The organism is Rhodococcus sp. P4_F3_2 (assembly GCF_056401335.1).
Genome location: NZ_JBFUJN010000030.1, coordinates 54,840 through 78,755 on the forward strand (window position 1 = coordinate 54,840; position 23,916 = coordinate 78,755).

The following is a 23,916-nucleotide window of genomic DNA, read 5'->3' on the forward strand; positions in this document are numbered from 1 at the left end:
CGCAGGTTGGTGCGCTACTGCTATCGTTGAATATGAGTATGAAGAGTAGCGCTATCGTCACGTCACGGGCACCGCTACCGATGCCATCGTCTCGATCCGGTTTGTGGTGGGGCTTGCTCGGTGTTCTGGCGTTCTCGTTCACCGTTCCGCTCACGAGGGTCGCCGTCGCGGATCTCGACCCCCTGTTCGTCGGCGCGGGCCGCGCCGTCGTTGCCGGGGCCCTTGCGATTGTGATGCTGTCGGTTACTCGCGCGACGCTTCCGACGCTTCGGCAGTGGTTTCGCATCGCACTCGTGACCGTTGGCGCGGTACTGGGGTTTTCACTGTTCACCACGTTTGCGTTGCAGACATCGCCGGCGAGTCACGCGGCAGTCGTGATCGGACTACTTCCCGCTGCGACCGCGGTATTTGCCGTCGTCCGAGGAAAAGAGCGTCCCAGTAAGGGATTCTGGTGGGCAAGCGCCGCCGGCGCGGTATCGGTCGTAGGGTTCGTGGCCGTCGCAAACGGCGGACTCGGCTCGTTTCATCTCGCTGATCTTCTTCTGTTCGCCGCGGTTGTGTGTGCAGCGCTGGCATATTCGGAAGGTGCGTTGCTGGCCCGCGAGATCGGGTCGTGGCAGACGATTGCCTGGGCATTGATTCTCGGACTGCCGGTCACGATTGCGTTGACGGTGGCGTCCATGGCCCAGGCTCCGGTCTCTGCCGATGTGAATTCGTGGCTTTCGTTTGCCTACCTGGGATGCGTGAGTATGTTTCTCGGGTTCTTTCCCTGGTACCGGGGTCTGGCGATCGGTCCCATTTCCACTGTGAGCCAAACACAGTTGGTTCAACCGGTGCTCAGCATTGCCTGGTCGGCGCTGATACTCGGTGAGGCGTTGTCACCCTCGATCGTGGCCGGCGGCGTCGTCGTCATCGGGTGTGCCTGGCTTGCCCTGAAGGCGCGAGTGGCAGCGCCGCGTGCTGTGCCGGCACGCGACGCGACCACCGCCACCGATGATTCAGAAGAGCGGGCCGCCACCGAAGGCACTGCGGTGTGACGCAGGTTGTTTCCCGTTGGCGTCGGTGATTCCGTACTCGACGGCCGTCTCGGCGGTGATCAGTGTGTGACCGCTGCGCGCGTTCACTTCTGGATCGTTGGCCAATGCAGTGATGACCTGGCCGACGAATTCCGGGGTTTCGGCCTCGGCCAGTGAGAAGCCTTCGAAGCTCTCGATCCCACTGGCCTCCATCCGCTCGTTGCGGATCAACCCGAGCCAGAAGGAAAGTGCGGTGACGCCGGTTCCCTTCAATTCGACAGCCATGTCGGCGGCCATCTTGTCCAAACCTGCCTTCGACATCCCGTACAGGACAGAGTGCAGGTACCCGCGGGTGCCGAATGACGAGATATTGCCGATCACTCCACTGGCCCGGGGGACCATCAACTTCGCCGCTTCTACCGAAGCAACGTAGTGGGCGCGCAGTCCGATTCCGATCAGCGAATCCCAATCGTCGATCGGCCTCTTCCAGAACGGATCGGCGAAGCCGGCATATCCCGCCGGGTTGGCCCAGACGTTGTTGACCAGAAGATCGAGGCGGCCTGACTGTTCCTCGGCGATGCGTGCAAACAGGTCGACGATCTGTTGATCGTCGGCGTGATCGCACTGCACGGCAATGCCGTGACCGCCGCGCTCGGTGATCTCCGCCGCGGTGCGATCGAGTGGGCCGKCGGCGCCGACGGTTCCTCGCGCCGTCACGTACACCGTCCATCCGTCGCTTCCCAGTGCGAGGGCAATGCCTTTTCCGACGCTCCTACTCGCGCCGGTCACGAGCGCTACTTTGCCGTTTGTCGACGTGGTCATCGGGGACCTCCCAACGAACCCTCGGCGATATCAGTGTCGGGGGACAGGGGAGTGGTGATCGACCACGTCTCCGTGAAGTGGCATTGACTCATTTTCCACACACCGTCCTCGATCACGTATTTGTCGTCGTATTCGCCGGTCATCAACTTCTCGGTGCGTCCGACAGTGTCGACCTGGCGGAACTTCAGAGTCCATCGCCCCACCGCCGACGTCTCCGAGGTCAGTGTGATGTCGGGATGCAATCCGTGATGCATGTCGAGTACCGCGTACCGGCCGTCGACCTTGCGAAGAGCGATCTTCTCGAAGATGTCCGCCATCGGCCCGGCGTCGTCGAACGCGCCGAGACGGCCGTAGTCGATCGACGCTCCTGAACGGATGAAGCTGTTGCGGAACCGAACCGGATCCTTGGCGTCACATGCTCGCCAGTAGCCATGTTTGAGCTTCTTGATTTCCTCGACCTGTTCGAGCGCGTCGAGGCGTTGTGCGAGATCCACCGTCGGTCCTTTTCGTCTGGGTTTCCCGGAGACATGTCGGATCGACTGTAGGGTGTCCTCAGTCACATGTGTGTAGTTTTTCCCAGTGACCGGTCAGGAAACGGTGTCGGTTTCGCTCGAGGATTCGTCGCCGGTGAGAGTGATTGCAGTCGAGTCGCTGAAGACGCTGCCCCAGAGTTCGCCGAGGGCCGGATCTTCTTCGGCGTGTTCGGGTGCCATCATTGCGAGCAGATTGTTGATCAGCATGCCGTTCGCGATGAACAAGCGTGCTTGCTCGGGCGTGCAACCGGTGCGCTCGCGCAGCAAGGTGTAGATGCCGGACATGGCGGTCCGGGACACGGCGGCGACGTCGTCGGTGCTGGTTGCGAAGCCGTGCAACATGACGAGCAGCAGATCTCGATCGAGGACCAGCTCGCCGTAGGCGGATCCGAGTTCGGCCCAGAACTGCGGATTGCTCGGATCGATTGTGACGGTGTCCAATTTGTCGTTGAAGGTGCGGACGATTTCGTCGAGCGCACGCGTGAACACCGCGTGGAACAAATCTGCCTTGGTTCCGAACATGCGCACGACGTAGGGCTGCGAGACGCCGGCTTCCTTGGCGACGGCGTCCGTGCTGGTGCCGGAGTATCCGCCCTTTGCAAATGCCCGCGTTGCCGCGGCAAGGACCAGTGCGCGACGTTCCGGTGCGCTCATCCTGCGGGTACGTGGTTCAGCTGCACCGATCGACATATTGACACGTTATCACCGGATAGCTTAGTTTCGACTTAAGTAATCAATCGATGCCTTAAGGCACCTTCACATCGAGGAATCACGATGACCGTTTTGACGAAGTCCGGATCGGACGCCGCATCCGGGTCGGAAAACAGTGGAGGACGTAAGGTTCCGATCGCGATAGCGATGGGTGCTGCTTCTCTGCCCATGTTCATGGCTACCCTCGACAACCTCGTGATGACGAGCGCGCTGCCGGTGATCGAGAAGGAACTGAACGCGTCCGTCGGGCAGCTCCAATGGTTCATGAATGCGTACACGCTCTGCTTTGCGACGCTGATGCTTTCGGCGACGACGCTCGGCGATCGGTGGGGACGCCGCCGGATGTTCGTGTTCGGAATCGGGCTGTTCACGGCTGCATCGATCGCTTCGGCGCTGTCGACAACTCCCGGCCTGCTGATTGCGGCCCGGGCATTTCAAGGCGCGGGCGCAGCCGCGATCATGCCGCTCTCGCTGACCCTCCTCGTCGCAGCGGTACCGGAAGCCAAGCGCGCCATGGCAATCGGTGTCTGGGGTGGCGTCTCCGGACTGGGAATCGCGATGGGTCCCGTGGTCGGTGGAGCGGTAGTCGACGGGTTCTCGTGGCAGGGAATCTTCTGGATCAACGTGCCGGTTGCGATCGTTGCCGTTCCTCTCGCGTTGTATGCGTTGCGTGAATCGACCGGTCGCACACAACCTCTCGACCTTCCCGGTGTCGCACTCGCCGGACTCGGTGTGTTTCTGGCGGTGTGGGGGATCGTTCACGGCAACGACGACGGCTGGGGATCGCTTGGAGTGGTTGCGTCGTTGGTCGGTTCCGCAGTCGCGTTGGCGCTGTTCGTTCTTCGCGAGATGAAGACGTCACATCCGGTCATGCCCCTACGTCTGTTCCGTTCACGCAGCTTCTCGATGGCGAACGTCATCGGCTTGACCTTCTCGATCGGGATCTTCGGAGCGGTGTTCCTGCTGTCGCAGTACCTCCAGATCGTGATGGGCTACAGCCCGTTCCAAGCAGGCCTGCGGACGCTTCCGTGGACGGCGGCGCCGATGATCTTCGCTCCTCTCGCCGGTTTTCTGGCGCCGAAGGTCGGGCTCCGTTCACTTCTGCTGACCGGTCTGCTGCTCCAGGCCGGAGCATTGTTCTGGTTGGCCGCGTTGATCGGTCCCGACGTGACGTACGGTTCGCTGGTTCCGGCGCTACTGATGGCGGGCATCGGCATGGGCCTGACCTTCGCGCCGAGTTCCACCGCTGTCCTCGTCGACATGGATGAGCCTGATCACGGAACGGCCAGTTCGACCAACTCGACGCTTCGCGAGATCGGTGTTGCGCTGGGAATCGCGGTTCTTACCGCAGTCTTCCTTGCGGCCGGGGGTGCGCTCACGCCACTCGGTTACGGAGATGCGCTGACACCTGCACTGCGCGTCGGCGGTTGCTTCGTATTGGTGGCCGTGGTTGCGGCTTGGTTCGTGCCCTCACATCGCAAGGCCTGAGCCACTGCTGTGCGCCTTTATTACCCAGCGCGGACCGCCATCCGGCGCCGCGGATTGCCGCATCGGTCAGGCCGTCGATTCCGAACGTGCGGAGTTGGTCGGTATCGACCTGTTCGACGAATGCCCGGTAGGTCACGGCGGTGTCGGATTCGATCTGTGCTGCCAGTTGTGCCGCGGTAACGGCGTCCGTCACCGGGAACGGGATCTCGTAGGCTGCCGCGGCTGTCGGCGGGGTCTCGCCCGCGTCGGTCGACAGGGCAACCAGCGCATCACGTCGCGCGCGGTGCGCGGCTGTATGTGTGGCAACTTCGTTGACACGGGCAGGATTCGAAAACGCGGCAACCACTCCGTAAGCGAAGATCGCGGCATTCTCTGATTCGATTGCGGTCAGCAAGGCAGAACTCTCGGTTCGACGGGTGTGCGAAGTGATCATGGAAGCAACACCGCAACCTGGGTCGAGCACGACGCGCTGATCGAACCGAGCAAGCCCGCGCGATAGCCGGACATCGTGCGAGCGAGATCCGCGGCACTGCGCGCCGAATCGGTCAGCGAGGTCCTCAAGGTGTCAACGCCCGTCGGAGCGTTTGCGACCGAGGTCGACGGGGGCGCAGTGGTCGTAGCGCCGCCGCCCGCTGCTCGCGCAATCTCGGCGTCGAGTTCGAGTGCATGCGCTGTGCGTTCGGCGCTGATCGTGGTCAGTGATGCCGACTTGTCCGGCGCAAGAGCGATGGCGGCGGTTGCGGCTGCCGCGTCGGAGCGAGCTCGCTCGGCCTGGGCCGTCAACTGGTCGACTTCTGCAGCCGCCTCCGCTGTGCCGTTGTCGGTGCAGGCGGACAACGAGAAGGCTGCAGCGCCCAACGCTGCTGCGGTTCCCGTCATCTTGAGCGCACTCCGCCGGGAGAGTGGGGTAGTAGTCATGGGCGTCAGCACCAGTCCATCGTGCCAGGTGGTCGGCCGATCGTTCGAATCCGCGGCACGTGTTCAAGTGTGACGTGCGTCGGGCACTCTGGTCACGGAGACGCGTAATGAGCGGTACTCTTGGATGCTTGCAGCATGAGGCACCTGGTGTCTTTTCATGCTCGCAGCCGCCCACGTCGACAGTCGACACAAGTCGGACAATCGACGACAACTGAAATGAGGAGTTCGCGAGATGCCGGTGCCATCCAGGGAGAGGGTGATCGAGCTGATCTCCGAACTCGTGCACGCCCAGGGTTACGACGTCGAAGACGTTGTCGTGACCAGTGCGGGCAAGCACAGCGCGGTGCGCATCATGGTCGACAGCGATGCCGGGATCGAACTCGATGCCGCCGCAGAGATCAGCAGACTCGTTTCGGAACTTTTCGACAGCCTCGAGGAAATCGGTGAAACGCCGTACACCCTCGAGGTGACCTCCCCGGGAATCGATCGTCCACTGACGCTCGAGCGTCACTGGCGTCGAGCTCGTGGACGCAAAGCGCGTATCGATCTGGCCGGCGAGACCGTGGTCGGCCGTATCGGAACGTTGAACGACGATTCCGTGGCGGTTGTCATCGGTGGCCGTGGCGGACTGACCGTGCGAGAGATTGCACTGGGCGACGTTCAGAAGGCCGTAGTTCAGGTGGAGTTCTCGAAGCCCAGTGAGGCGGAGTTGGAACTCGCGGGCGGCATCCCGGAGGGGCGCGCAGTTCCCTCGGATGCGGTTGACCTCACCGATGACTCGGGCGTGGACAGTGTCGAAGACGACGAAGCAGAATTAGAAGACGTAGAAAACGAAGAAGGGTTCGACAAGTGAATATCGACATTGCAGCGTTGCGAGCGATCGAAGCCGAAAAGGGCGTTTCGATCGAAACTGTGATCGCCACGATCCAGACCGCGCTGCTGACGGCGTACCGCCACACCGAGGGGCACAAGCAGAACGCTCGGATCGATGTCAACATCAAGACCGGTTCGGTGCGAGTGATGGCACACGACACCGATGCCGACGGCAACATGATCGGCGAGGAGTGGGACGACACTCCCGAAGGATTCGGTCGAATCGCGGCGACCACCGCACGCCAGGTCATCCTGCAGCGTTTGCGCGACGCCGAGCACGAGCGCAGTTTCGGTGAGTTCTCCACCCATGAGGGTGAAATCGTCGGCGGTGTCATTCAGCGCGACACGCGTGCAAACTCTCGCGGGATGGTCGTCGTTCGAATCGGCAGCGAATCCAATGGCGCCGAAGGATTGTTGCCGCCCGCAGAACAGGTTCCCGGCGAGAACTACGAACACGGCGAGCGCATCAAGTGCTACGTCGTCGGGGTTGCTCGCGGCGCCCGTGGCCCCCAGATCACCCTCTCGCGGACCCATCCGAACCTGGTTCGCAAGTTGTTCGCACTCGAGGTTCCGGAGATCGCGGACGGCAGCGTCGAGATCATCAACGTCGCGCGCGAAGCGGGACACCGTTCCAAGATCGCCGTTGCCTCACGCGTGCAGGGGCTGAACGCAAAGGGTGCATGCATCGGCCCGATGGGTCAGCGCGTCCGAAACGTCATGAGCGAACTTGCGGGGGAGAAGATCGACATCATCGACTTCGACGAAGATCCCGCGACGTTTGTGGGCAACGCACTTTCCCCGTCGAAAGTGGTCTCCGTCACTGTCGTCGATCCCGAGGCTCGTGCGGCCCGTGTCATCGTGCCCGATTTCCAGCTTTCGTTGGCCATCGGAAAAGAGGGTCAAAATGCCCGCCTGGCTGCACGGTTGACGGGTTGGCGTATCGACATTCGGAGCGATGCGGCACCCGTTGGCGACGCGTCCGACCGGCCCGCCACGTCCAACGGATAACGGTGGAATGCAGTGATCGAGACGGTTCGGCGGTAGAGTGGACAATGGTTCGACGTGAGTCCTCGGATTCTGCGCGCGTGAAACCCGGTTCGCCGGTCAGAACGTGTGTGGGGTGCAGGGAACAAGGGTCGGCTGTCGATCTGTTGAGGGTCGTGGTTGGTGAGCAGGGGCCGGAGGGTTCCCCGCTCGTCCCCGACGTATCGCGAAGACTCCCCGGTCGAGGTGCATGGCTGCACCTGGATCCGAGTTGTCTGAGCCTGGCAGAGCGGCRCCGAGCATTCAGCAGAGCACTGCGAGTGTCCGGAAATCTGGACACGTCCGCTGTCGACCAGCTGGTCGACGCAGTTCACACAAAAGCAGTACCTCTCGAGAAGAACAGGCACAAGCACTCATGAGCACACCGTGAAGCACCAACGATGAACGTCCATCGGCGATAACCCGAGGTCGTGCGGGACCCACATCTGTGGGATGCCTCCTGCTCGACCTCATCAGTGAGGAGAGCAGTGGCAGGCAAGGCCCGCGTGCACGAGTTGGCTAAAGAACTCGGTGTCACCAGCAAGGAACTACTCGCAACGCTCAAGGAGCAAGGCGAGTTCGTGAAGTCTGCGTCATCCACAGTGGAGGCGCCCGTCGCCCGTCGTCTGCGGGAGTCATTCCCGTCGGCAGGCGGAGCAGAAACCAAGTCCGAGACCGGCGCAGCCGCTCCGGCGGCTCGCCCCGCGGCAAAGCCCGGCGCACCGTCGCCGTCAGCTGCAAAGCCCGGTGGCCCGCGTCCCGGCCCCAAGCCGGCCGCACCCGCACCGGCTGCTCCCGCAGCTCCGGCACCGGCAGCCCCCGCGGCTCCCGCAGCCGCTGCTCCGGCAGCACCGTCGGCGCCGGTCCCCACCCCGACGTTCAACGCTCCGAAGCCGGCACAGCCGGCACGCCCGGCTCCGGCTGCTCCCGCAGCATCGGCACCGGCAGCCCCCGCGGCTCCGGCGGCACCGTCTACCGGCGCAAAGCCCGGCGGACCGCGTCCGGGACCGAAGGCACCTCGCGTCGGTAACAACCCGTACTCCTCGGCACCCGCCGAGCGTCCGGCACCTCGTCCGGCTCCCGGCGCACCGCGTCCGGGTGCAGGCCAGGGCGGTTCTCGTCCGGCTCCGGGTCAGGGCGGTCCCCGTCCGGCTCCCGGCCAGGGGGGACCTCGTCCGGCTCCGGGTCAGGGCGGTCCCCGTCCGGCTCCCGGCCAGGGTGGACCTCGTCCGCCTGCAGGTCAGGGCGGACCCCGTCCCAGCCCCGGCTCCATGCCTCCTCGCCCGAACCCGGGTGCAATGCCTGCTCGTTCCGCTCGYCCCGCGCCCGGTGGCGGCGGACGTCCGGGTCGTCCCGGTGGCGCTCCCGGTGGTCGTCCGGGCGGCGGCGGCGGTGGATACCGCGGCGGCGGCGCTCCCGGCGCCGGTGCTGGTGCAGGTGCTCCCGGTGGAGCAGCTCCGGCCGGTGGATTCCGCGGTCGTCCCGGCGGCGGTGGCCGTCCCGGTCAGCGCGGCGCAGCGGCAGGTGCATTCGGTCGTCCCGGCGGAGCAGTTCGCCGTGGACGTAAGTCGAAGCGGGCGAAGCGCGCCGAGTACGAAAGCATGCAGGCTCCCGCAGTCGGCGGCGTCAGGCTGCCACGCGGCAACGGTGAGACCATCCGTCTCGCTCGCGGCGCATCGCTGTCGGACTTCGCGGACAAGATCGATGCGAACCCCGCAGCACTCGTGCAGGCGTTGTTCAACCTCGGTGAGATGGTCACGGCAACTCAGTCGGTCAACGACGAGACGCTGGAGCTGCTCGGCGGCGAAATGAACTACGTCGTGCAGGTCGTCAGCCCGGAGGACGAGGACCGCGAGCTGCTCGACAGCTTCGACCTCACCTACGGCGAGGACGCCGGCGGAGAAGAGGACCTCGAGTCCCGTCCGCCTGTGGTCACCGTCATGGGCCACGTCGACCACGGTAAGACCCGTCTGCTCGACGTGATCCGTAAGGCGAATGTCCGTGAGGGCGAAGCCGGCGGCATCACGCAGCACATCGGTGCCTACCAGGTGCTGACCGAGCTCGAGGGCAACGAGCGTCTCGTGACGTTCATCGACACCCCGGGTCACGAGGCCTTCACGGCCATGCGTGCTCGTGGTGCCAAGGCCACCGACCTCGCGATCCTTGTTGTCGCAGCCGACGACGGCGTCATGCCGCAGACGGTGGAAGCGATCAACCACGCCCAGGCGGCCGACGTGCCGATCGTGGTCGCGGTGAACAAGATCGACAAGGAAGGCGCGAACCCGGACAAGATCCGGCAGCAGCTCACCGAGTACGGACTGGTGGCCGAGGAATACGGCGGAGACACCATGTTCGTCGACATCTCGGCGAAGCAGGGTCTCAACATCGACGCACTGCTCGAAGCAGTGCTGTTGACGGCGGACGCTTCCCTGGATCTGCGCGCCAACCCGGACATGGACGCTCAGGGTGTTGCCATCGAGGCGCACCTCGACCGTGGCCGCGGCCCCGTCGCTACCGTGCTCATCCAGCGCGGAACGCTGCGGGTCGGCGACTCGATCGTTGCCGGCGATGCTTACGGCCGCGTCCGCCGCATGGTGGACGAGCACGGTCAGGACGTCCACGAGGCACTGCCTTCACGTCCGGTCCAGGTCATCGGCTTCACGTCGGTCCCCGGTGCAGGCGACAACCTGCTCGTGGTCGACGAGGACCGTATCGCTCGTCAGATCGCGGACCGTCGCAACGCACGTAAGCGCAACGCGCTTGCAGCGAAGAGTCGTAAGCGCATCAGCCTCGACGATCTCGATGCAGCTCTGAAGGAACATTCACAGCTGAACTTGATCCTCAAGGGTGACAACTCGGGAACCGTGGAGGCCCTCGAAGAGGCTCTCCTCGGAATTCCGATCGACGACGAGGTGCAGTTGCGCGTCATCGACCGCGGTGTCGGTGGCATCACGGAGACCAACGTCAACCTGGCTGCAGCGTCCAACGCGATCATCATCGGCTTCAACGTCCGCGCCGAAGGCAAGGCAACGGAGCTGGCGAACCGCGAGGGCGTCGACATTCGCTACTACTCGGTGATCTACCAGGCCATCGATGAGGTCGAAAAGGCACTCAAGGGTCTGCTCAAGCCGGTGTACGAAGAGGTCGAGCTGGGCAAGGCAGAGATCCGCGCCATGTTCCGTTCGTCCAAGATCGGCAACATTGCCGGTTGCTTGGTCACGTCGGGCAGCATCCGTCGCAACGCCAAGGCACGTCTCATCCGCGACAGCAAGGTCATCGCCGAGACGGTCACCATCTCCTCGCTCAAGCGGGAGAAGGAAGACGCTACCGAGGTTCGCGAAGGCTACGAATGTGGTTTGACCGTCACCTATTCCGATATCAAGATCGGTGACGTTCTCGAGTGCTACGAGCTTCGCGAGAAGCCGCGCGACTGATTATGTCGACACGGGCGTTGGGGCGGACGCACGTGAGTACTAGCTGACATGGACTCTTCCGGACTTGAACATACAAGTCCGGAAGAGTCCATTCGGCTCTGTCTAGGGGGAAAATGTTTGTAGGGGCACTGGAGTTCGACATTCTTTTCGGCGATGTCCACTCACTCAAGGAAAAGCGTTCGATGCTGTCGCCGATCCTGACGGAACTCCGTCGATTCGGCGTGAGTGCAGCGGAGGCGGGGGAGCAGGGACGCCTGCGTCGTGCGCTCGTGGGCGTCGGTGTGGTCAGTTCGTCCGTCGATCACCTGCACGATGTTCTCGATCATTGTGAGCGAGCGGTCGCCGAGCGTCCGGAGATTCAGTTGCTGGCTGTGCGAAGGCGAATCTTCGGCCCGGAAGACTGAGTGTCACTGGTGTGTGTCGGTGAGCCAGGCATCCAGACGGCGTACCGAATCGAGTTGGTTGTCAAGGGATTCGGTGTCCTYGGGTCCAAGTGTGACGGTATCTGTACTCACGCTCGATGTGCACGGTGGCTTGTGGCCGAAGACCTCTACCGATGGTGATTTGGTTGCCGGGTAGCCGATGGACGAGACTGTTGTCGGTAATAATTCTTGTTAACCAGAACTTTGATCGATCGAGTCACCTCGATTCGAGTGGCCAGGTAGAGGAGACTGACAGTCATGGTAGATCCAGCCCGGGCACGCAAGTTGGCAAAGCGTATCGGAACCATCGTCGCGACCGCGATCGATCACGAGATCAAGGACCCGCGACTCGCATTCGTGACCATCACGGACACCAAGGTCACCAACGATCTGCACGACGCGACGGTGTACTACACAGTCATGGGCGRGAAGGTCGATTCCGCACCCGATGTGGAAGCCGCCGCCGCAGGACTCGAGAAGGCCAAGGGTGTTCTCCGCTCGAAGGTCGGTGCAGGAACTGGCGTTCGCTTCACACCGACTCTGACGTTTGTCGCCGATACCGTTCCCGACACCGCGCGTCATATGGAAGAACTGCTGGCCCGTGCCAAGGCCGCCGACGACGAGGTCGCCAAGGCGCGTGAGAATGCACAGCCGGCCGGAGATGCAGATCCGTACAAGGAGCCGCGAGTGGCTTCGGACGAAGACGAGGCGTCGCCAGATGTTCGTGAAGCCGACTGACGCGCACCGAGAATGACGATCACCGCACTTTCGGACGTCGACCCCTGCGAGGCGAAGTTCGCTCAGGTGGCCGAGGTTCTCGAATCGGCGCACACGGTGACAATTCTCTGCCATGTGCAGCCGGATGCGGACACGATCGGCAGCGGACTTGCGCTCGGTCTCGTTCTCGAGCGTCGGGGCATTTCGGTGCAGGTCGCGTTCAGTCGGCCGTCGGCGCTGCCCGAGTCGATGTCTGATTTCCCTGGTGTTCACTTGCTCGTGGCGCCCGCCGATGTTCGGGAAAGCGTCGATGTTCTGGTGACCGTGGATGTCGGCAGCGAGGGCCGCCTCGGTGAGTTGGCGAGTCGACTCGCCGGCGCGAATCGCACGATCGTCCTTGATCACCATCGCTCCAATTCCGAATTCGGAAGCATCAACGTCGTCGACGAAACCGCGGCTTCGACGACGGCGCTCATCGCACGATTCTTCGATGCGTGGGGAGTCGCGATCGATCGCGATATCGCGCACTGTCTCTATGCCGGACTGGTCACCGACACCGGCTCCTTCCGGTGGGGAGGTCCGCTTCCGCACGTGCTCGCGGCGCGTTTGCTGGCGACAGGCATCGACGGCGACGCGATTGCGCGAAAGCTGCTCGACACCCATCCGTTCGGGTGGTTGCCGATGCTGGCTTCGGTACTCGGGTCCGCGGTGCTGGTCCCGGAAGCCGCGGACGGCCGTGGGCTGGTGTACGCGGTGATCCGACGCAGTGACATCGGCGATCTTCGCTCCGAGGAGATCGAGAGCGTCGTCGATATCGTGCGAACTACTTCGGAAGCCGAAGTTGCCGCAGTACTCAAAGAGTCGGTTTCCGGAAGCTGGTCGATCTCGTTGCGTGCAAAGTCGGCGATCGACGTGTCGGCGGTCGCTGAAAGTCTTGGTGGCGGCGGGCACCGGCTGTCGGCCGGATATACGTCGACCACTTCCAGCGACGAGATTGTTGCCGCGCTCGTCGCGGCACTCGGCTGAATCCGCGGCATTGAGCGAATCTGACGCCACCTCGGCAGGATCTTCGGCAGCTGATTTCGACGTCACTGGGCGTCGAATCTTTTCCCTGGCTTTTCCGGCACTCGGGGTACTGGCGGCCGAACCCCTCTATCTGTTGTTCGACATCGCCGTGGTCGGCCGACTCGGGGCGCTTCCGCTGGCCGGATTGGCAGTCGGTGGTCTGATCCTGTCGTTGGTGAGTACGCAGCTGACCTTCTTGTCGTACGGCACGACGGCGCGCGCCGCACGGCTGCACGGGGCGGGCCGCGAGCGCGACGCGGTGGGCGAGGGCGTTCAGGCGACCTGGCTGGCGGCCGCGATCGGCTTGGCCTTGGTAGTGATCGTGCAGGTGATCGCGGGCCCGCTGACTTCGGCGGTGGCCGGGACTCCCGACATTGCCGCGGCTGCGGAAAGTTGGCTTCGGATAGCGGTATTGGGTGTTCCACTCATCCTGGTGGCCCTGGCCGGCAACGGCTGGATGCGCGGGGTTCAGAACACAGTGCGACCGCTTCGGTTCGTCCTTGTCGGCCTGGGTATTTCGGCGGTGTTGTGCCCGATTCTCGTGCACGGTTTGCTCGGTGCTCCCCGGATGGAACTCGAAGGATCAGCTGTCGCGAATCTGGTCGGCCAGAGCGTTTCGGGTGTCCTGTTCGCTTGGGCACTCTTTCGTGAACCGGTCTCGGCTCGACCGCATTTTGCAATCATGCGGGCGCAGATGCTGATGGGCCGTGACCTGATTCTGCGCAGCCTCGCATTCCAAGCGTGTTTCGTCTCGGCGGCCGCGGTGGCGTCGAGGTTCGGCGCAGCCGTAGTCGGTGCACACCAAGTTGTCCTCCAACTGTGGAACCTGGTTTCGCTCCTTCTCGATTCCTTGGCGATCGCCGCCCAAACGCTCATCGGAGCTGCCCTCGGCGGTGGATTCGCCGCCGCGGCGAAGAGGATGACCTGGCGGATCACTGCCTGGTCGACGGTATTTGCCGTGGTACTCGCGATCTTCTTCGCCGCGGGCCACTCCGTGATCCCCGGACTTTTCACGTCCGACGCCGAGGTGCTCGGTCAAATGTCGATCGCCTGGTGGTTCTTCGTCGCGATCATGCCGGTAGCGGGAATCGTCTTCGCCCTCGATGGTGTTCTGCTCGGCGCCGGGGACGTGGTGTTTCTGCGCAACGCGACCATGCTCTGCGCAGTTCTCGGATTTCTGCCCGCGATCTGGCTCTCCCTCGCCTACGACTGGGAGCTGGCCGGAATTTGGGCAGGGCTTACCGTGTTCGTAGTACTTCGGATGGTCGCGGTGTCGTGGCGAGCGTTTTCCGGCAAGTGGGCAGTGACAGGTCCGGCGACGGCGAAGCGCGGAAGTTCAACTGAGGAAGCAGAGGGATCGTGGCAGCAAAGCTGATGGCGGTGAGCGACATTCATGTCGGTCACAACGGCAACAAGCCGATGACGGAGGAACTGTTCCCGGATTCGCCTGACGACTGGCTCATTCTCGCCGGAGATGTTTCCGAGAAAACTGACGACATTCGGTGGGCGTTGAAGCTCCTTCGCAGCCGATTCGCAAAGGTCATCTGGATTCCGGGCAACCACGAACTGTGGACGACCGCCAAGGATCCGGTTCAGATTCACGGAGCGCCGCGGTACGAGTACCTGGTCAACATGTGCCGCGAACTTGACGTCATCACGCCCGAGGACCCGTTCCCGGTGTGGGAGGGAGACGAGGGCCCGGTCACGGTCGTCCCGATGTTCCTTCTCTACGACTACTCCTTCCTGCCGGAAGGCGCGCGAGACAAGGAACACGGGCTCGAGATCGCGCGGGACAAGAACGTCGTCGCCACCGACGAGTTCCTGCTCTCGCCGCAGCCGTATGCAACGCGCGACGCGTGGTGCCGGGCGAGAATCGAATACACCCAGGCACGGCTGGACGCGCTCCCCGAAGGCACAAAAACCGTTCTGGTGAACCATTTCCCGATGGTCCGGCAGCCCACGGACGTGCTCATGTATCCGGAGTTCGCGTTGTGGTGCGGAACCACCGCGACCGCCGACTGGCATGTGAAGTACAACGCGGTGTGCTCGGTGTACGGGCACCTGCACATTCCTCGAACCACGTACTACGACGGCGTCCGCTTCGAGGAAGTCTCACTCGGATACCCGCGCGAATGGCGTCGGCGTGGACTGCCGGAGAAGTTGTTGCGTCAGATTCTTCCCGTTCCGGAGTACCCGCCGGGAACGCTCAACAAGTGGGGTGGCCACTTCAAGGTCACGCCGGAGCAGGAAGCCGAAGTCGAGCGCATTCGCGCCGGACGCTGAGAGGTATCGCTACGTGATCGAACAGATTCTTCCCGGTGGAGTTGCGACGGCCGAGGCCTTCGTGGATCCGCCCGGTCTGGTTCCGCACCCCAGTGAGGAGGCGTTGATCGGCCGCGCGGTCGAGAAGCGCCGTCGCGAGTTCGTGACTACCCGGCACCTCGCGCGTCAGGCGATGGGCAAGCTCGGTGTTCCGTCTGCCGCTGTCATGCGCGGCGAGCGTGGTGCCCCACTCTGGCCGCAGGGAGTAGTCGGAAGCCTCGCCCATTGCGACGGCTACCGCGGCGCTGTCCTGGCGTACTCCATGCAGGTCCGCTCACTCGGTATCGACGCCGAGCCGCACGGCCCGCTGCCGGACGGGGTATTGCCCGCGGTCAGCATCGAAGCGGAACGAACGTGGCTGGACACTCAGGAAACCGGCGGTCCGGTGCACTGGGATCGAGTGCTCTTCTGCGCGAAGGAAGCCACGTACAAGGCGTGGTTTCCGCTCACCGGGCGCTGGTTGGGTTTCGAGGACGCCCACATCACATTCGAGGCGGAGTCGGAAACTTCCGGAACTTTCAACTCGCGTCTGCTGGTCCCCGGTGAGGCGACGTCTGGTCCGCCGCTCACCTCTTTCGACGGCAGGTGGTTGGTGTCGGACGGGCTCATTCTGACGGCAATTTCGGTGCAGTGAGCACGACTGGCAGAATCGGCACACGTGTCAGCTCGTGAAAAGCCTTCCTCCGGTCTTGTCGGCGCCGGAATCCTGATTGTCGACAAAGAGGCGGGCATCACCAGCCACGACGTGGTCGCGCGATGCCGCAAGTTGTTGAACACCCGCAAGGTGGGACATGCCGGGACTCTTGATCCCATGGCGACCGGCGTCCTCGTTCTCGGCGTCGAGCGTGCGACCAAGTTGCTCGGACTCCTGGCACTGACAACCAAGGCGTACTCGGCGACCATTCGCCTCGGTGCAGCGACGGACACGGACGATGCCGAAGGTGAGGTCCTGACTTCCGCAGACGCTTCGCAGGTGACGGACGCGGAGATCGCGGCGATCGTGGCAACGCTGACCGGAGACATCAAGCAGATCCCGGCAAGCGTGAGCGCTATCAAGGTCGACGGTCAACGCGCACATGCCCTGGTGCGTGCGGGAGAAACCGTCGAGCTGGCGCCGCGCCCGGTAACGGTGTCGACTTTCGAAGTTCTGGCTCGGCGAGATGTCCCGGGTGGCTTCGTCGATCTGGATGTAGACGTTGAGTGCTCTTCCGGAACATACATCCGCTCGCTTGCACGCGACCTCGGTCGTGAATTGGGCGTCGGCGGTCATTTGACGGCATTGCGCCGCACCCGCGTCGGGCCGTTCACTCTCGAACATGCGCGCACGCTCGAAGATCTCGCGGATCAGCCGGGTGTGAGCCTCGACATCGATCAGGCCGCGCAGACGGCTTTTCCGCATCGGCAGATCACGGCGGAGGAAGCCGAGGCGATCAGCCAGGGGCGCTGGCTCGAGCCGATCGGGATGAAGGGGATCTGTGCGGCGATCGATCCCACCGGTCACACGATTGCGCTTCTGCAGGAGAAGGGTCGACGCGCCAGTTCGGTGATGGTCGTGCGACCGGCGACGCTTCGCGGGTGATCGTCCGCGAGCGTGTCGACGGCGACCTCGACGGTTGCGTCGATGCGCTGGCACAGGTCCACGAGTGCGACGGATATCCGAACATGTGGCCGCAGAACCCGCACCGCTGGCTCAGTTCGCCCACGGTGGTGAAGGCGTGGGTCGGTGAGAGCGACGGCCGTGTTGTCGGTCATGTGGCCGTCGACCGCGAGGTTGCAGGCGCGCCCACCACCGCGGGATCGATAGCCGTGTCGCGATTGTTCGTTCATCCCCATGCGCGCGGAAACGGCCTCAGCGGTGCGCTACTCGACGCTGTCACGGATTTCGCAGCCGAAAGTCAGTTGGAACTGGTGCTCGACGTCGTCGAGGACGCTTTGCCGGCGATCGCGCTGTACGAGCGTCGAGGTTGGGTGTACGTCGACGAGAGGCTCGCCGACTGGACCCGGACCGACGGAGTCCGGCCCGTGGAACGGCGATACCGTCTGCCGCTCTGAGCGACCTCGACTACACGAGCCAAATTGCTTGAGCGACTGGGCTTCCCAGGTCGATGGTGTCGGGGCTGTCGCCGAGTCGAACGGACACTGTTCCGGCGAAATCACGGCGTTCTTCGACAGTGATGTCGACATCGAGACTGACGCCGACGGAATCGAAGTACCGAAGCATTTCGGGATCGGAATCGGAGATCCGGGCAACGCGGCCCCGCTCGCCGTTGGCGAAGTCGCTGAGCTGACGGGCCGGGGGAGTCGGCACCGAACCATCGGTGGCGGGAATGGGATCGCCGTGCGGGTCACGTTCGGGGAAGCCCAGTTTGGCGTCCATCCGTGAGATCATCAGATCGGAAACGGCGTGTTCGAGGACTTCGGCTTCGTCGTGGACTTCGTCCCAGCCGTAGCCGAGTTCCTGAACCAGATAGGTCTCGATCAACCGGTGGCGACGGACCATGGACACAGCAGCCGCGCGGCCGCTGTCCGTCAGAGCGATGGAACCGTAGCGGGCGTGATCGACGAGGCCCTGGTCCGAGAGTTTGCGGATCGCCTCGGACACCGTCGAAGCCGAGACGTTCATCTTCTCGGACAGGAGCTTGGTGGATACCCGCTCGTGGGACCACTCCTGGATCGTCCAAATGACCTTGAGGTAGTCCTGAGCCACCGACGAGAGTGCGAGCGTGTCGATTGCCGCGCCGTGCGCCGAAGTGCTGTCGCCATCCGACGTCGATGATGCTTCCGAGGTTCCGGTCTTGTGAGCTGCCACAACGCTTAGCTTAGGCTACGAAATCCGGAACTTCCGTACGTGAGCGGCAGCACAGCGGTGATTCGCTGGGCGGGTCCGAACGTGACCCGCCGCCGGTGGACCCGTAGGCTGCCAATCGTGCTGAGATGGCGTGGTCTCGACGAAGTTCCGGCCGATTGGGGTCGTTGTGTGCTCACTATCGGTGTGTTCGACGGTGTGCATCGTGGGCATGCCCAATTGATAGCGAGAGCGGTTACCGCTGCGCGCAAACGTGGTGTTCCGAGCGTGTTGATGACGTTTGACCCGCATCCCATGGAGGTTGTGCGGCCGGGTAGTCATCCAGCCCAGTTGACGACGCTGCAACGGCGTGCGGAATTGGCTCAGGATCTGGGCATCGACGTGTTCTGCGTGATGCCGTTCACCGCTGATTTCATGAAGCTGACGCCGGAGCGCTACGTCCACGAAATTCTCGTCGAACGTCTGCATGTCGCCGAGGTGGTGGTGGGGGACAACTTCACCTTCGGCAAGAAGGCGCTCGGCAATGTCGATCTTCTTCGTGAGATGGGCGCTCGCTTCGGCTTTGCGGTCGATGGCGTCCAGTTGCTCGCCGAGCATGCGGTGACGTTCTCGTCGACCTACATCCGCTCGTGCGTCGACGCAGGCGACATGGAAGCGGCTACCGAAGCTCTCGGCCGTCCACATCGTGTCGAAGGTGTGGTCGTCCACGGTGACAAGCGTGGACGCGAGTTGGGATTCCCGACGGCCAATGTTGCACCGCCGATGTTTTCGGCGATTCCGGCCGACGGCGTCTACGCAGCGTGGTTCACGGTGCTCGGCGCCGGCGAGGAACTCGGAACTGTCGTTCCCGGTCGTCGATACCAAGCCGCAGTGTCTGTGGGGACCAACCCGACCTTCTCCGGCCGGACCCGAACCGTCGAGGCGTACGTTCTCGACACCGAAGCAGACCTGTACGGACAACACGTCGCTGTCGACCTGGTTTCGCGGATTCGGGGCATGGAGAAGTTCGACTCGATCGAGTCGCTCATCACGGCGATGAACCGAGACGTCGAACGCGCACGCCAAATCCTGAGTGAGGATGCAGAGCGCAGCGTGGGTTGAGCGCAGAGTGGGTTGAGCTCGTCCTGCACTAGTGGCGGCGGCCACATTCGCTCCAGGTGGGCGAAAGCGCCTCATTGCTGCTGGTAGGATCTTCTCTCGGTGCGTGCTGCGGTTTGCGGTGGCCGCGCCCGATCTAGTTCCTTTCACGCAAACGTCATCACAGGAGTGAATCAAGTGGCATTGACCACGGAAGAAAAGAAGGTCGTTCTCGGCGAGTACGGCTTGCACGAGACCGACACGGGATCGCCTGAAGCTCAGGTGGCAATGCTCACCAAGCGCATCACCGATCTCACCGAGCACCTCAAGACCCACAAGCATGACCACCACTCGCGTCGTGGACTGCTCTTGATGGTCGGTCGCCGTCGTCGTCTGCTGAAGTACGTGGCAAAGACTGACGTCGCTCGCTACCGCACGCTCATCGAGCGTCTCGGCCTGCGTCGCTAGATTTTTCTCACGACGCTGATCGAAAGCAACACGGCACGCTTCGGTTTGCCGAACACTCCGTTAGCCGGCGAAGCCACGCATATACTGGGCTTCGCTGGCTTTCGGCGTTAGCTGCCGCAAGGCAGTTTCCGCTGTCGGCGCTATGCACAGTTGTCTACGCACAGTTGTGCAGTGCGCAGCCAGCACACCGTATGCACCAGAGAACGTGGTGTCGGTTGTCGGTAGTGGTTCTCCGGACCGGGCAAGTGCCCGAAAGCTCCGGCGGACTTCGATCGACGGCCGCCCGAACGTCGTGACGTCCCGAAGCAGAAATCGCTCGCATCGCAAGGAGCGTCTGCAATTCAAGAGGGGGACGTCCCTCGGTGCGCAGTTTCCACCAGGAGGGTGGAAACGCCCGCGCGGGTACGGCGAAGACGAGAGGGAAGTGAAGAGAAAAGAATGACAGAGAATTCCGTAGTAGAGGTCGACGAAGGCGTGTTCGAATCCACCGCCGTGATCGACAACGGGTCCTTCGGTACCCGCACCATCCGTTTCGAGACCGGACGCCTTGCTCAGCAGGCCGCCGGCGCCGTCGTTGCTTACCTGGACGACGAGACCATGCTGCTGTCCGCCACGAGCGCCAGCAAGCACCCCAAGGAGCACTTCGACTTCTTCCCCCTGACGGTGGACGTCGAAGAGCGTATGTACGCAGCGGGCCGCATCCCCGGTTCGTTCTTCCGTCGTGAGGGACGCCCCTCCACCGACGCGATCCTGACCTGCCGCCTCATCGACCGGCCGCTGCGCCCGTCCTTCGTCGACGGTCTCCGTAACGAGATCCAGGTCGTCGTCACGGTCATGAGCCTCAACCCGCAGGATCTGTACGACGTCGTGGCCATCAACGCCGCTTCCGCGTCGACGCAGATCGCGGGCCTGCCGTTCTCCGGACCCGTCGGTGGCGTGCGTGTTGCACTCATCGTCTCCGAGGACAACAAGGCCGGCCAGTGGGTTGCATTCCCGACGGTCGATCAGCTCGAGAACGCCGTCTTCGACATGGTCGTAGCCGGCCGCGTCGTGTCCGGCAGCGGTGACAATGCCGACGTAGCGATCATGATGGTCGAGGCCGAGGCCACCGACAACGTCATCGCGAAGATCGCCGACGGCGCTCAGGCACCGACCGAGGCAATCGTCGCCGAGGGCCTCGAGGCCGCCAAGCCGTTCATCGCACGCCTGTGTGCTGCGCAGGCAGCACTGGCATCCAAGGCTGCAAAGCCCACGGGTGACTACCCCGTCTTCCCGGCGTACCAGGACGACGTTTTTGCTGCCGTCGAGGCTGCTGCGTCCGAAAAGCTCAATGCCGCACTGACAATCGCCGGCAAGCAGGAACGCGACGACAAGACCGACGAGGTCAAGGTCGAGGTTCTCGAGCAGGTTGCACCCAACTTCGAAGGCCGCGAGAAGGAACTGGGAGCAGCGTTCCGCTCGCTCACCAAGAAGCTGGTTCGCCAGCGCATCCTGCGCGATCAGTTCCGCATCGACGGCCGCGGCGTCACGGACATCCGTTCGCTGTCCGCCGAGGTCGCGATCATCCCGCGCGCACACGGCTCCGCGCTGTTCGAGCGCGGCGAGACCCAGATCCTGGGTGTCACCACTCTCGACATGGTCAAGATGGCTCAGCAGGTCGACTCGCTCGGTCCCGAGACCACCAAGCGCTACATGCATCATTACAACTTCCCGCCGTACTCCACCGGTGAGACGGGTCGCGTCGGTTCGCCGAAGCGTCGCGAAATCGGTCACGGTGCACTCGCCGAGCGCGCTCTCATGCCTGTTCTGCCCAGCGTCGAAGAGTTCCCTTACGCGATTCGCCAGGTCTCCGAGGCCCTGAGCTCCAACGGTTCCACCTCGATGGGCTCGGTGTGCGCGTCCACGCTCGCACTGCTCAACGCCGGTGTGCCGCTTCGCGCTCCGGTTGCCGGTATCGCCATGGGTCTGGTCTCCGACCAGGTCGACGGTGAAACCCGCTACGTCGCTCTGACCGACATCCTCGGCGCCGAAGACGCCTTCGGCGACATGGACTTCAAGGTCGCAGGCACCAAGGACTTCGTCACGGCCCTGCAGCTGGACACGAAGCTCGACGGCATCCCGTCGCAGGTTCTTGCCGGTGCACTCTCGCAGGCGAAGGATGCACGGACCACGATCCTCGAGGTCATGGCGGAAGCCATCGACACCCCGGACGAGATGAGCCCGTTCGCTCCCCGCGTGACGGCCATCAAGGTCCCCGTCGACAAGATCGGTGAGGTCATCGGCCCCAAGGGCAAGATGATCAACTCCATCACCGAGCAGACCGGTGCCAACATCTCCATCGAAGACGACGGCACCGTGTTCGTCGGCGCCACCGATGGACCGTCTGCACAGGCCGCGATCGACATGATCAACGCCATTGCCAACCCGCAGCTCCCCAAGGTCGGCGAGCGGTTCCTGGGCACGGTCGTCAAGACCACCGCCTTCGGTGCCTTCGTTTCGCTCCTGCCGGGACGCGACGGACTGGTGCACATCTCGAAGCTGGGCAGCGGTAAGCGCATTGCCAAGGTCGAAGACGTGGTCAACGTCGGATCCAAGATCCGCGTCGAGATCGCCGACATCGATGCACGTGGCAAGATCTCGCTGATCCCGGTCGAAGAGGGCAACGACGAGGCTGCCGCTCCGGCCGCCGACGAGGCTGCTTCCGAGTAGATCTCACTTCGTACTCTGATGCGGCCCCGCGCGGATTTCCGTGCGGGGCCGCATCTGTACTGTCTGTAGACACGAGCCTGTAGATACCTGATTCAACACTTGCACCGAGGACTGCTGAACCTTTTCATGGCAAAGACCACTCCCAACACCACGCGCAGCCGCAGCGCTGTGCTGAAATCGCCGATCGATGCGACTCCTGAATCGGGAGTGCAGCGCACGGTCCTGCCCGGCGGCCTGCGCGTCGTCACCGAATTCATCCCCGGTGTGCGTTCCGCCTCCGTCGGCGTGTGGGTCGGAGTCGGTTCCCGCGACGAGCAGCCGAGTGTGGCCGGTGCCGCGCATTTTCTCGAGCATCTGTTGTTCAAGTCGACGCCGTCACGGACCGCGTTGGACATCGCGCAGGTCATGGATGGTGTGGGCGGCGAACTCAATGCATTCACGTCGAAGGAACACACCTGTTTCTACGCGCACGTGATCGACGAGGACCTCCCGATGGCGGTGGACCTTGTTGCCGACGTCGTACTGCGTGGGCGCTGCAGAACTGCGGATGTCGACGTCGAGCGGCAAGTAGTGCTCGAAGAGATCGCGATGCGAGACGACGATCCGGAAGACCTGCTCGGCGACGCCTTCCTGACCGCGTTGTTCGGAGATCATCCTGTCGGTCGTCCCATCATCGGTAGCGTCGAATCGATCGAGTCGATGTCGCGCAATCAGTTGCATTCCTTCCATGTTCGGCGTTACACGCCGCAGCGGATGGTGCTGGCAGTAGCGGGGAACGTCGACCACAAGCAGGTTGTGACGCTGGCTCGCCGCGCCTTCGCCGGGCATCTCGAGCGTGGAGTCAAGCCGGCGCCGCGGCGCGAAGGCACTCTGCGTTTGCGAACGATGCCTGAACTGAGCTTGACCCACCGCGACAGCGAGCAGGTCCACCTTGCGCTCGGGGTACGCGCGTTCGGTCGGCACGAGGGTCATCGCTGGGCTCTGTCGGTTCTCAACGCCGCAGTGGGCGGCGGGCTGAGTTCTCGTCTGTTCCAAGAGATTCGCGAGAAGCGTGGGCTTGCGTACTCCGTCTATTCCGGTGTAGACACCTTCGCGGACACCGGAGCGTTCTCCGTGTACGCGGGTTGCCAGCCGGAGAACCTCGGGGAGGTTGCCACAGTGATCCGCGAGGTACTTGCGAACGTGGCGACGGACGGCATCACCGATGCCGAGATCGCCCGCGCCAAGGGATCGCTGCGCGGCGGATTGGTTCTGGCACTGGAAGATTCAGGTTCACGCATGAACCGTATCGGTCGCAGTGAACTCAATTACGGCAACCATCGCAGTGTTGCGCAGACGCTCGCGACCATCGACGCGGTTACCTCCGAAGAGGTGCTCGAGGTGGCGCAGGTGCTCTTGACCAGGCCGTTTGCGGCCGCCGTCGTCGGCCCGTACAAGCGGGTTCGTGACCTTCCCGCGTCGGTACGCGGGATCGTGGGCAAGTAGTTCGAACTATCGAAATCGGGGTGTGCA

General features: G+C 63.4%; 23 protein-coding genes and 1 pseudogene. 18 read left to right on the forward strand and 6 right to left on the reverse strand.

Features of this window, described 5'->3' with window-relative positions; translation table 11 throughout:
- The first annotated feature begins 80 nt into the window (after window positions 1-80).
- Window positions 81-1,037 carry a DMT family transporter gene (locus tag AC1DWA_RS26105; protein ID WP_052740938.1) on the forward strand — a complete coding sequence of 319 codons (957 nt, stop codon included), beginning with the start codon at window positions 81-83 and terminating at the stop codon, window positions 1,035-1,037.
- On the opposite strand, the gene AC1DWA_RS26110 is transcribed toward AC1DWA_RS26105, so the two are convergent.
- From AC1DWA_RS26110 to AC1DWA_RS26120, 3 genes are all read right to left on the reverse strand, one after another.
- Window positions 999-1,838, reverse strand: a complete 840-nt coding sequence (locus AC1DWA_RS26110; RefSeq protein ID WP_477917216.1) for an SDR family NAD(P)-dependent oxidoreductase — start codon at window positions 1,836-1,838, stop codon at window positions 999-1,001. The two genes, AC1DWA_RS26105 and AC1DWA_RS26110, sit on opposite strands and share 39 nt — an antisense overlap.
- Entirely contained in the window at window positions 1,835-2,332 is a 498-nt protein-coding gene (locus AC1DWA_RS26115) for a nuclear transport factor 2 family protein (protein WP_477845918.1), read from the reverse strand. Before AC1DWA_RS26115 ends, AC1DWA_RS26110 begins: the two co-directional genes overlap by 4 nt.
- Window positions 2,333-2,425: 93 nt before the next feature.
- A complete protein-coding gene (locus AC1DWA_RS26120) occupies window positions 2,426-3,061 on the reverse strand; it encodes a TetR/AcrR family transcriptional regulator (protein ID WP_020969397.1) in 636 nt (211 codons plus the stop codon).
- An 84-nt stretch (window positions 3,062-3,145) separates the two neighbouring features.
- Between AC1DWA_RS26120 and AC1DWA_RS26125 the strand changes: the two genes are divergently transcribed.
- Window positions 3,146-4,570 (forward strand): MFS transporter, encoded by a 1,425-nt coding sequence (locus AC1DWA_RS26125; protein ID WP_477845919.1) that lies wholly within the window; start codon window positions 3,146-3,148, stop codon window positions 4,568-4,570.
- A gap of 22 nt (window positions 4,571-4,592) precedes the next feature.
- Here the strand turns inward: AC1DWA_RS26125 and AC1DWA_RS26130 are convergent.
- Window positions 4,593-5,003 (reverse strand): annotated as a pseudogene (locus AC1DWA_RS26130) (ferritin-like domain-containing protein); the annotation flags it as partial.
- Window positions 5,000-5,449, reverse strand: coding sequence for a hypothetical protein (locus AC1DWA_RS26135; RefSeq protein ID WP_195791245.1), 450 nt, complete (start codon window positions 5,447-5,449; stop codon window positions 5,000-5,002). The pseudogene AC1DWA_RS26130 and the gene AC1DWA_RS26135, both read right to left, overlap by 4 nt.
- Before the next feature lie 271 nt (window positions 5,450-5,720).
- Between AC1DWA_RS26135 and rimP the strand changes: the two genes are divergently transcribed.
- The 12 genes from rimP (at window position 5,721) to AC1DWA_RS26195 (ending at window position 17,396) form a co-directional block, all read left to right on the forward strand.
- A complete protein-coding gene (rimP, locus tag AC1DWA_RS26140) occupies window positions 5,721-6,341 on the forward strand; it encodes a ribosome maturation factor RimP (RefSeq protein ID WP_020907437.1) in 621 nt (206 codons plus the stop codon).
- Window positions 6,338-7,369 (forward strand): transcription termination factor NusA, encoded by a 1,032-nt coding sequence (nusA, locus tag AC1DWA_RS26145; RefSeq protein WP_003942738.1) that lies wholly within the window; start codon window positions 6,338-6,340, stop codon window positions 7,367-7,369. Before rimP ends, nusA begins: the two co-directional genes overlap by 4 nt.
- A 44-nt stretch (window positions 7,370-7,413) precedes the next feature.
- Window positions 7,414-7,764 carry a YlxR family protein gene (locus tag AC1DWA_RS26150; protein ID WP_477917218.1) on the forward strand — a complete coding sequence of 117 codons (351 nt, stop codon included), beginning with the start codon at window positions 7,414-7,416 and terminating at the stop codon, window positions 7,762-7,764.
- A 108-nt stretch (window positions 7,765-7,872) separates the two neighbouring features.
- Complete coding sequence (gene infB, locus AC1DWA_RS26155) at window positions 7,873-10,818, forward strand: translation initiation factor IF-2 (RefSeq protein WP_020907439.1); 2,946 nt, start codon at window positions 7,873-7,875, stop codon at window positions 10,816-10,818.
- A 113-nt stretch (window positions 10,819-10,931) separates the two neighbouring features.
- Window positions 10,932-11,222: a DUF503 domain-containing protein gene (locus AC1DWA_RS26160; RefSeq protein ID WP_003942205.1), complete on the forward strand. Its 291-nt coding sequence runs from the start codon at window positions 10,932-10,934 to the stop codon at window positions 11,220-11,222.
- Between the two features lie 276 nt (window positions 11,223-11,498).
- Entirely contained in the window at window positions 11,499-11,978 is a 480-nt protein-coding gene (rbfA, locus tag AC1DWA_RS26165; protein ID WP_477917220.1) for a 30S ribosome-binding factor RbfA, read from the forward strand.
- A 12-nt stretch (window positions 11,979-11,990) separates the two neighbouring features.
- A complete protein-coding gene (locus tag AC1DWA_RS26170; protein ID WP_317558481.1) occupies window positions 11,991-12,983 on the forward strand; it encodes a DHH family phosphoesterase in 993 nt (330 codons plus the stop codon).
- A gap of 10 nt (window positions 12,984-12,993) precedes the next feature.
- Window positions 12,994-14,397, forward strand: a complete 1,404-nt coding sequence (locus tag AC1DWA_RS26175; protein WP_477845921.1) for an MATE family efflux transporter — start codon at window positions 12,994-12,996, stop codon at window positions 14,395-14,397.
- Window positions 14,382-15,305, forward strand: coding sequence for a metallophosphoesterase family protein (locus tag AC1DWA_RS26180; RefSeq protein WP_214886341.1), 924 nt, complete (start codon window positions 14,382-14,384; stop codon window positions 15,303-15,305). The genes AC1DWA_RS26175 and AC1DWA_RS26180 overlap by 16 nt, the downstream gene beginning before the upstream one ends.
- A gap of 13 nt (window positions 15,306-15,318) precedes the next feature.
- Window positions 15,319-15,978 (forward strand): 4'-phosphopantetheinyl transferase family protein, encoded by a 660-nt coding sequence (locus AC1DWA_RS26185; protein WP_003942126.1) that lies wholly within the window; start codon window positions 15,319-15,321, stop codon window positions 15,976-15,978.
- A 24-nt stretch (window positions 15,979-16,002) separates the two neighbouring features.
- Entirely contained in the window at window positions 16,003-16,923 is a 921-nt protein-coding gene (gene truB, locus AC1DWA_RS26190) for a tRNA pseudouridine(55) synthase TruB (RefSeq protein ID WP_020907442.1), read from the forward strand.
- Window positions 16,920-17,396 carry a GNAT family N-acetyltransferase gene (locus AC1DWA_RS26195; RefSeq protein ID WP_269577312.1) on the forward strand — a complete coding sequence of 159 codons (477 nt, stop codon included), beginning with the start codon at window positions 16,920-16,922 and terminating at the stop codon, window positions 17,394-17,396. The genes truB and AC1DWA_RS26195 overlap by 4 nt, the downstream gene beginning before the upstream one ends.
- 10 nt (window positions 17,397-17,406) lie before the next feature.
- On the opposite strand, the gene AC1DWA_RS26200 is transcribed toward AC1DWA_RS26195, so the two are convergent.
- Window positions 17,407-18,153: a metal-dependent transcriptional regulator gene (locus tag AC1DWA_RS26200; RefSeq protein ID WP_019748070.1), complete on the reverse strand. Its 747-nt coding sequence runs from the start codon at window positions 18,151-18,153 to the stop codon at window positions 17,407-17,409.
- Window positions 18,154-18,270: 117 nt separating this feature from the next.
- Here AC1DWA_RS26200 and AC1DWA_RS26205 point away from each other — a divergent pair, with 117 nt between their 5' ends.
- The 4 genes from AC1DWA_RS26205 to AC1DWA_RS26220 all read left to right on the forward strand — a co-directional run bounded on the left by AC1DWA_RS26205 (window position 18,271) and on the right by AC1DWA_RS26220 (window position 23,889).
- On the forward strand, window positions 18,271-19,251 hold the full coding sequence (locus AC1DWA_RS26205) for a bifunctional riboflavin kinase/FAD synthetase (protein ID WP_019748071.1): 981 nt from the start codon (window positions 18,271-18,273) through the stop codon (window positions 19,249-19,251).
- A 174-nt stretch (window positions 19,252-19,425) separates the two neighbouring features.
- Window positions 19,426-19,695: a 30S ribosomal protein S15 gene (rpsO, locus tag AC1DWA_RS26210; RefSeq protein WP_003942254.1), complete on the forward strand. Its 270-nt coding sequence runs from the start codon at window positions 19,426-19,428 to the stop codon at window positions 19,693-19,695.
- Between the two features lie 438 nt (window positions 19,696-20,133).
- On the forward strand, window positions 20,134-22,404 hold the full coding sequence (locus tag AC1DWA_RS26215) for a polyribonucleotide nucleotidyltransferase (RefSeq protein ID WP_020907444.1): 2,271 nt from the start codon (window positions 20,134-20,136) through the stop codon (window positions 22,402-22,404).
- 126 nt (window positions 22,405-22,530) lie between these two features.
- Window positions 22,531-23,889, forward strand: a complete 1,359-nt coding sequence (locus AC1DWA_RS26220; RefSeq protein WP_019748074.1) for a M16 family metallopeptidase — start codon at window positions 22,531-22,533, stop codon at window positions 23,887-23,889.
- Window positions 23,890-23,916 lie beyond the last annotated feature (27 nt).

Excerpts from the sequence above, each read along its gene's own strand:
- AC1DWA_RS26105 (WP_052740938.1), top strand. The coding sequence starts at position 81 with ATGCCATCGTCTCGATCCGGTTTGTGGTGGGGCTTGCTCGGTGTTCTG.
- AC1DWA_RS26120 (WP_020969397.1), bottom strand. The coding sequence starts at position 3,061 with ATGTCGATCGGTGCAGCTGAACCACGTACCCGCAGGATGAGCGCACCG.
- AC1DWA_RS26125 (WP_477845919.1), top strand. The coding sequence starts at position 3,146 with ATGACCGTTTTGACGAAGTCCGGATCGGACGCCGCATCCGGGTCGGAA.
- AC1DWA_RS26135 (WP_195791245.1), bottom strand. The coding sequence starts at position 5,449 with ATGACGGGAACCGCAGCAGCGTTGGGCGCTGCAGCCTTCTCGTTGTCC.
- rimP (WP_020907437.1), top strand. The coding sequence starts at position 5,721 with ATGCCGGTGCCATCCAGGGAGAGGGTGATCGAGCTGATCTCCGAACTC.
- AC1DWA_RS26160 (WP_003942205.1), top strand. The coding sequence starts at position 10,932 with ATGTTTGTAGGGGCACTGGAGTTCGACATTCTTTTCGGCGATGTCCAC.
- AC1DWA_RS26170 (WP_317558481.1), top strand. The coding sequence starts at position 11,991 with ATGACGATCACCGCACTTTCGGACGTCGACCCCTGCGAGGCGAAGTTC.
- AC1DWA_RS26215 (WP_020907444.1), top strand. The coding sequence starts at position 20,134 with ATGACAGAGAATTCCGTAGTAGAGGTCGACGAAGGCGTGTTCGAATCC.
- AC1DWA_RS26220 (WP_019748074.1), top strand. The coding sequence starts at position 22,531 with ATGGCAAAGACCACTCCCAACACCACGCGCAGCCGCAGCGCTGTGCTG.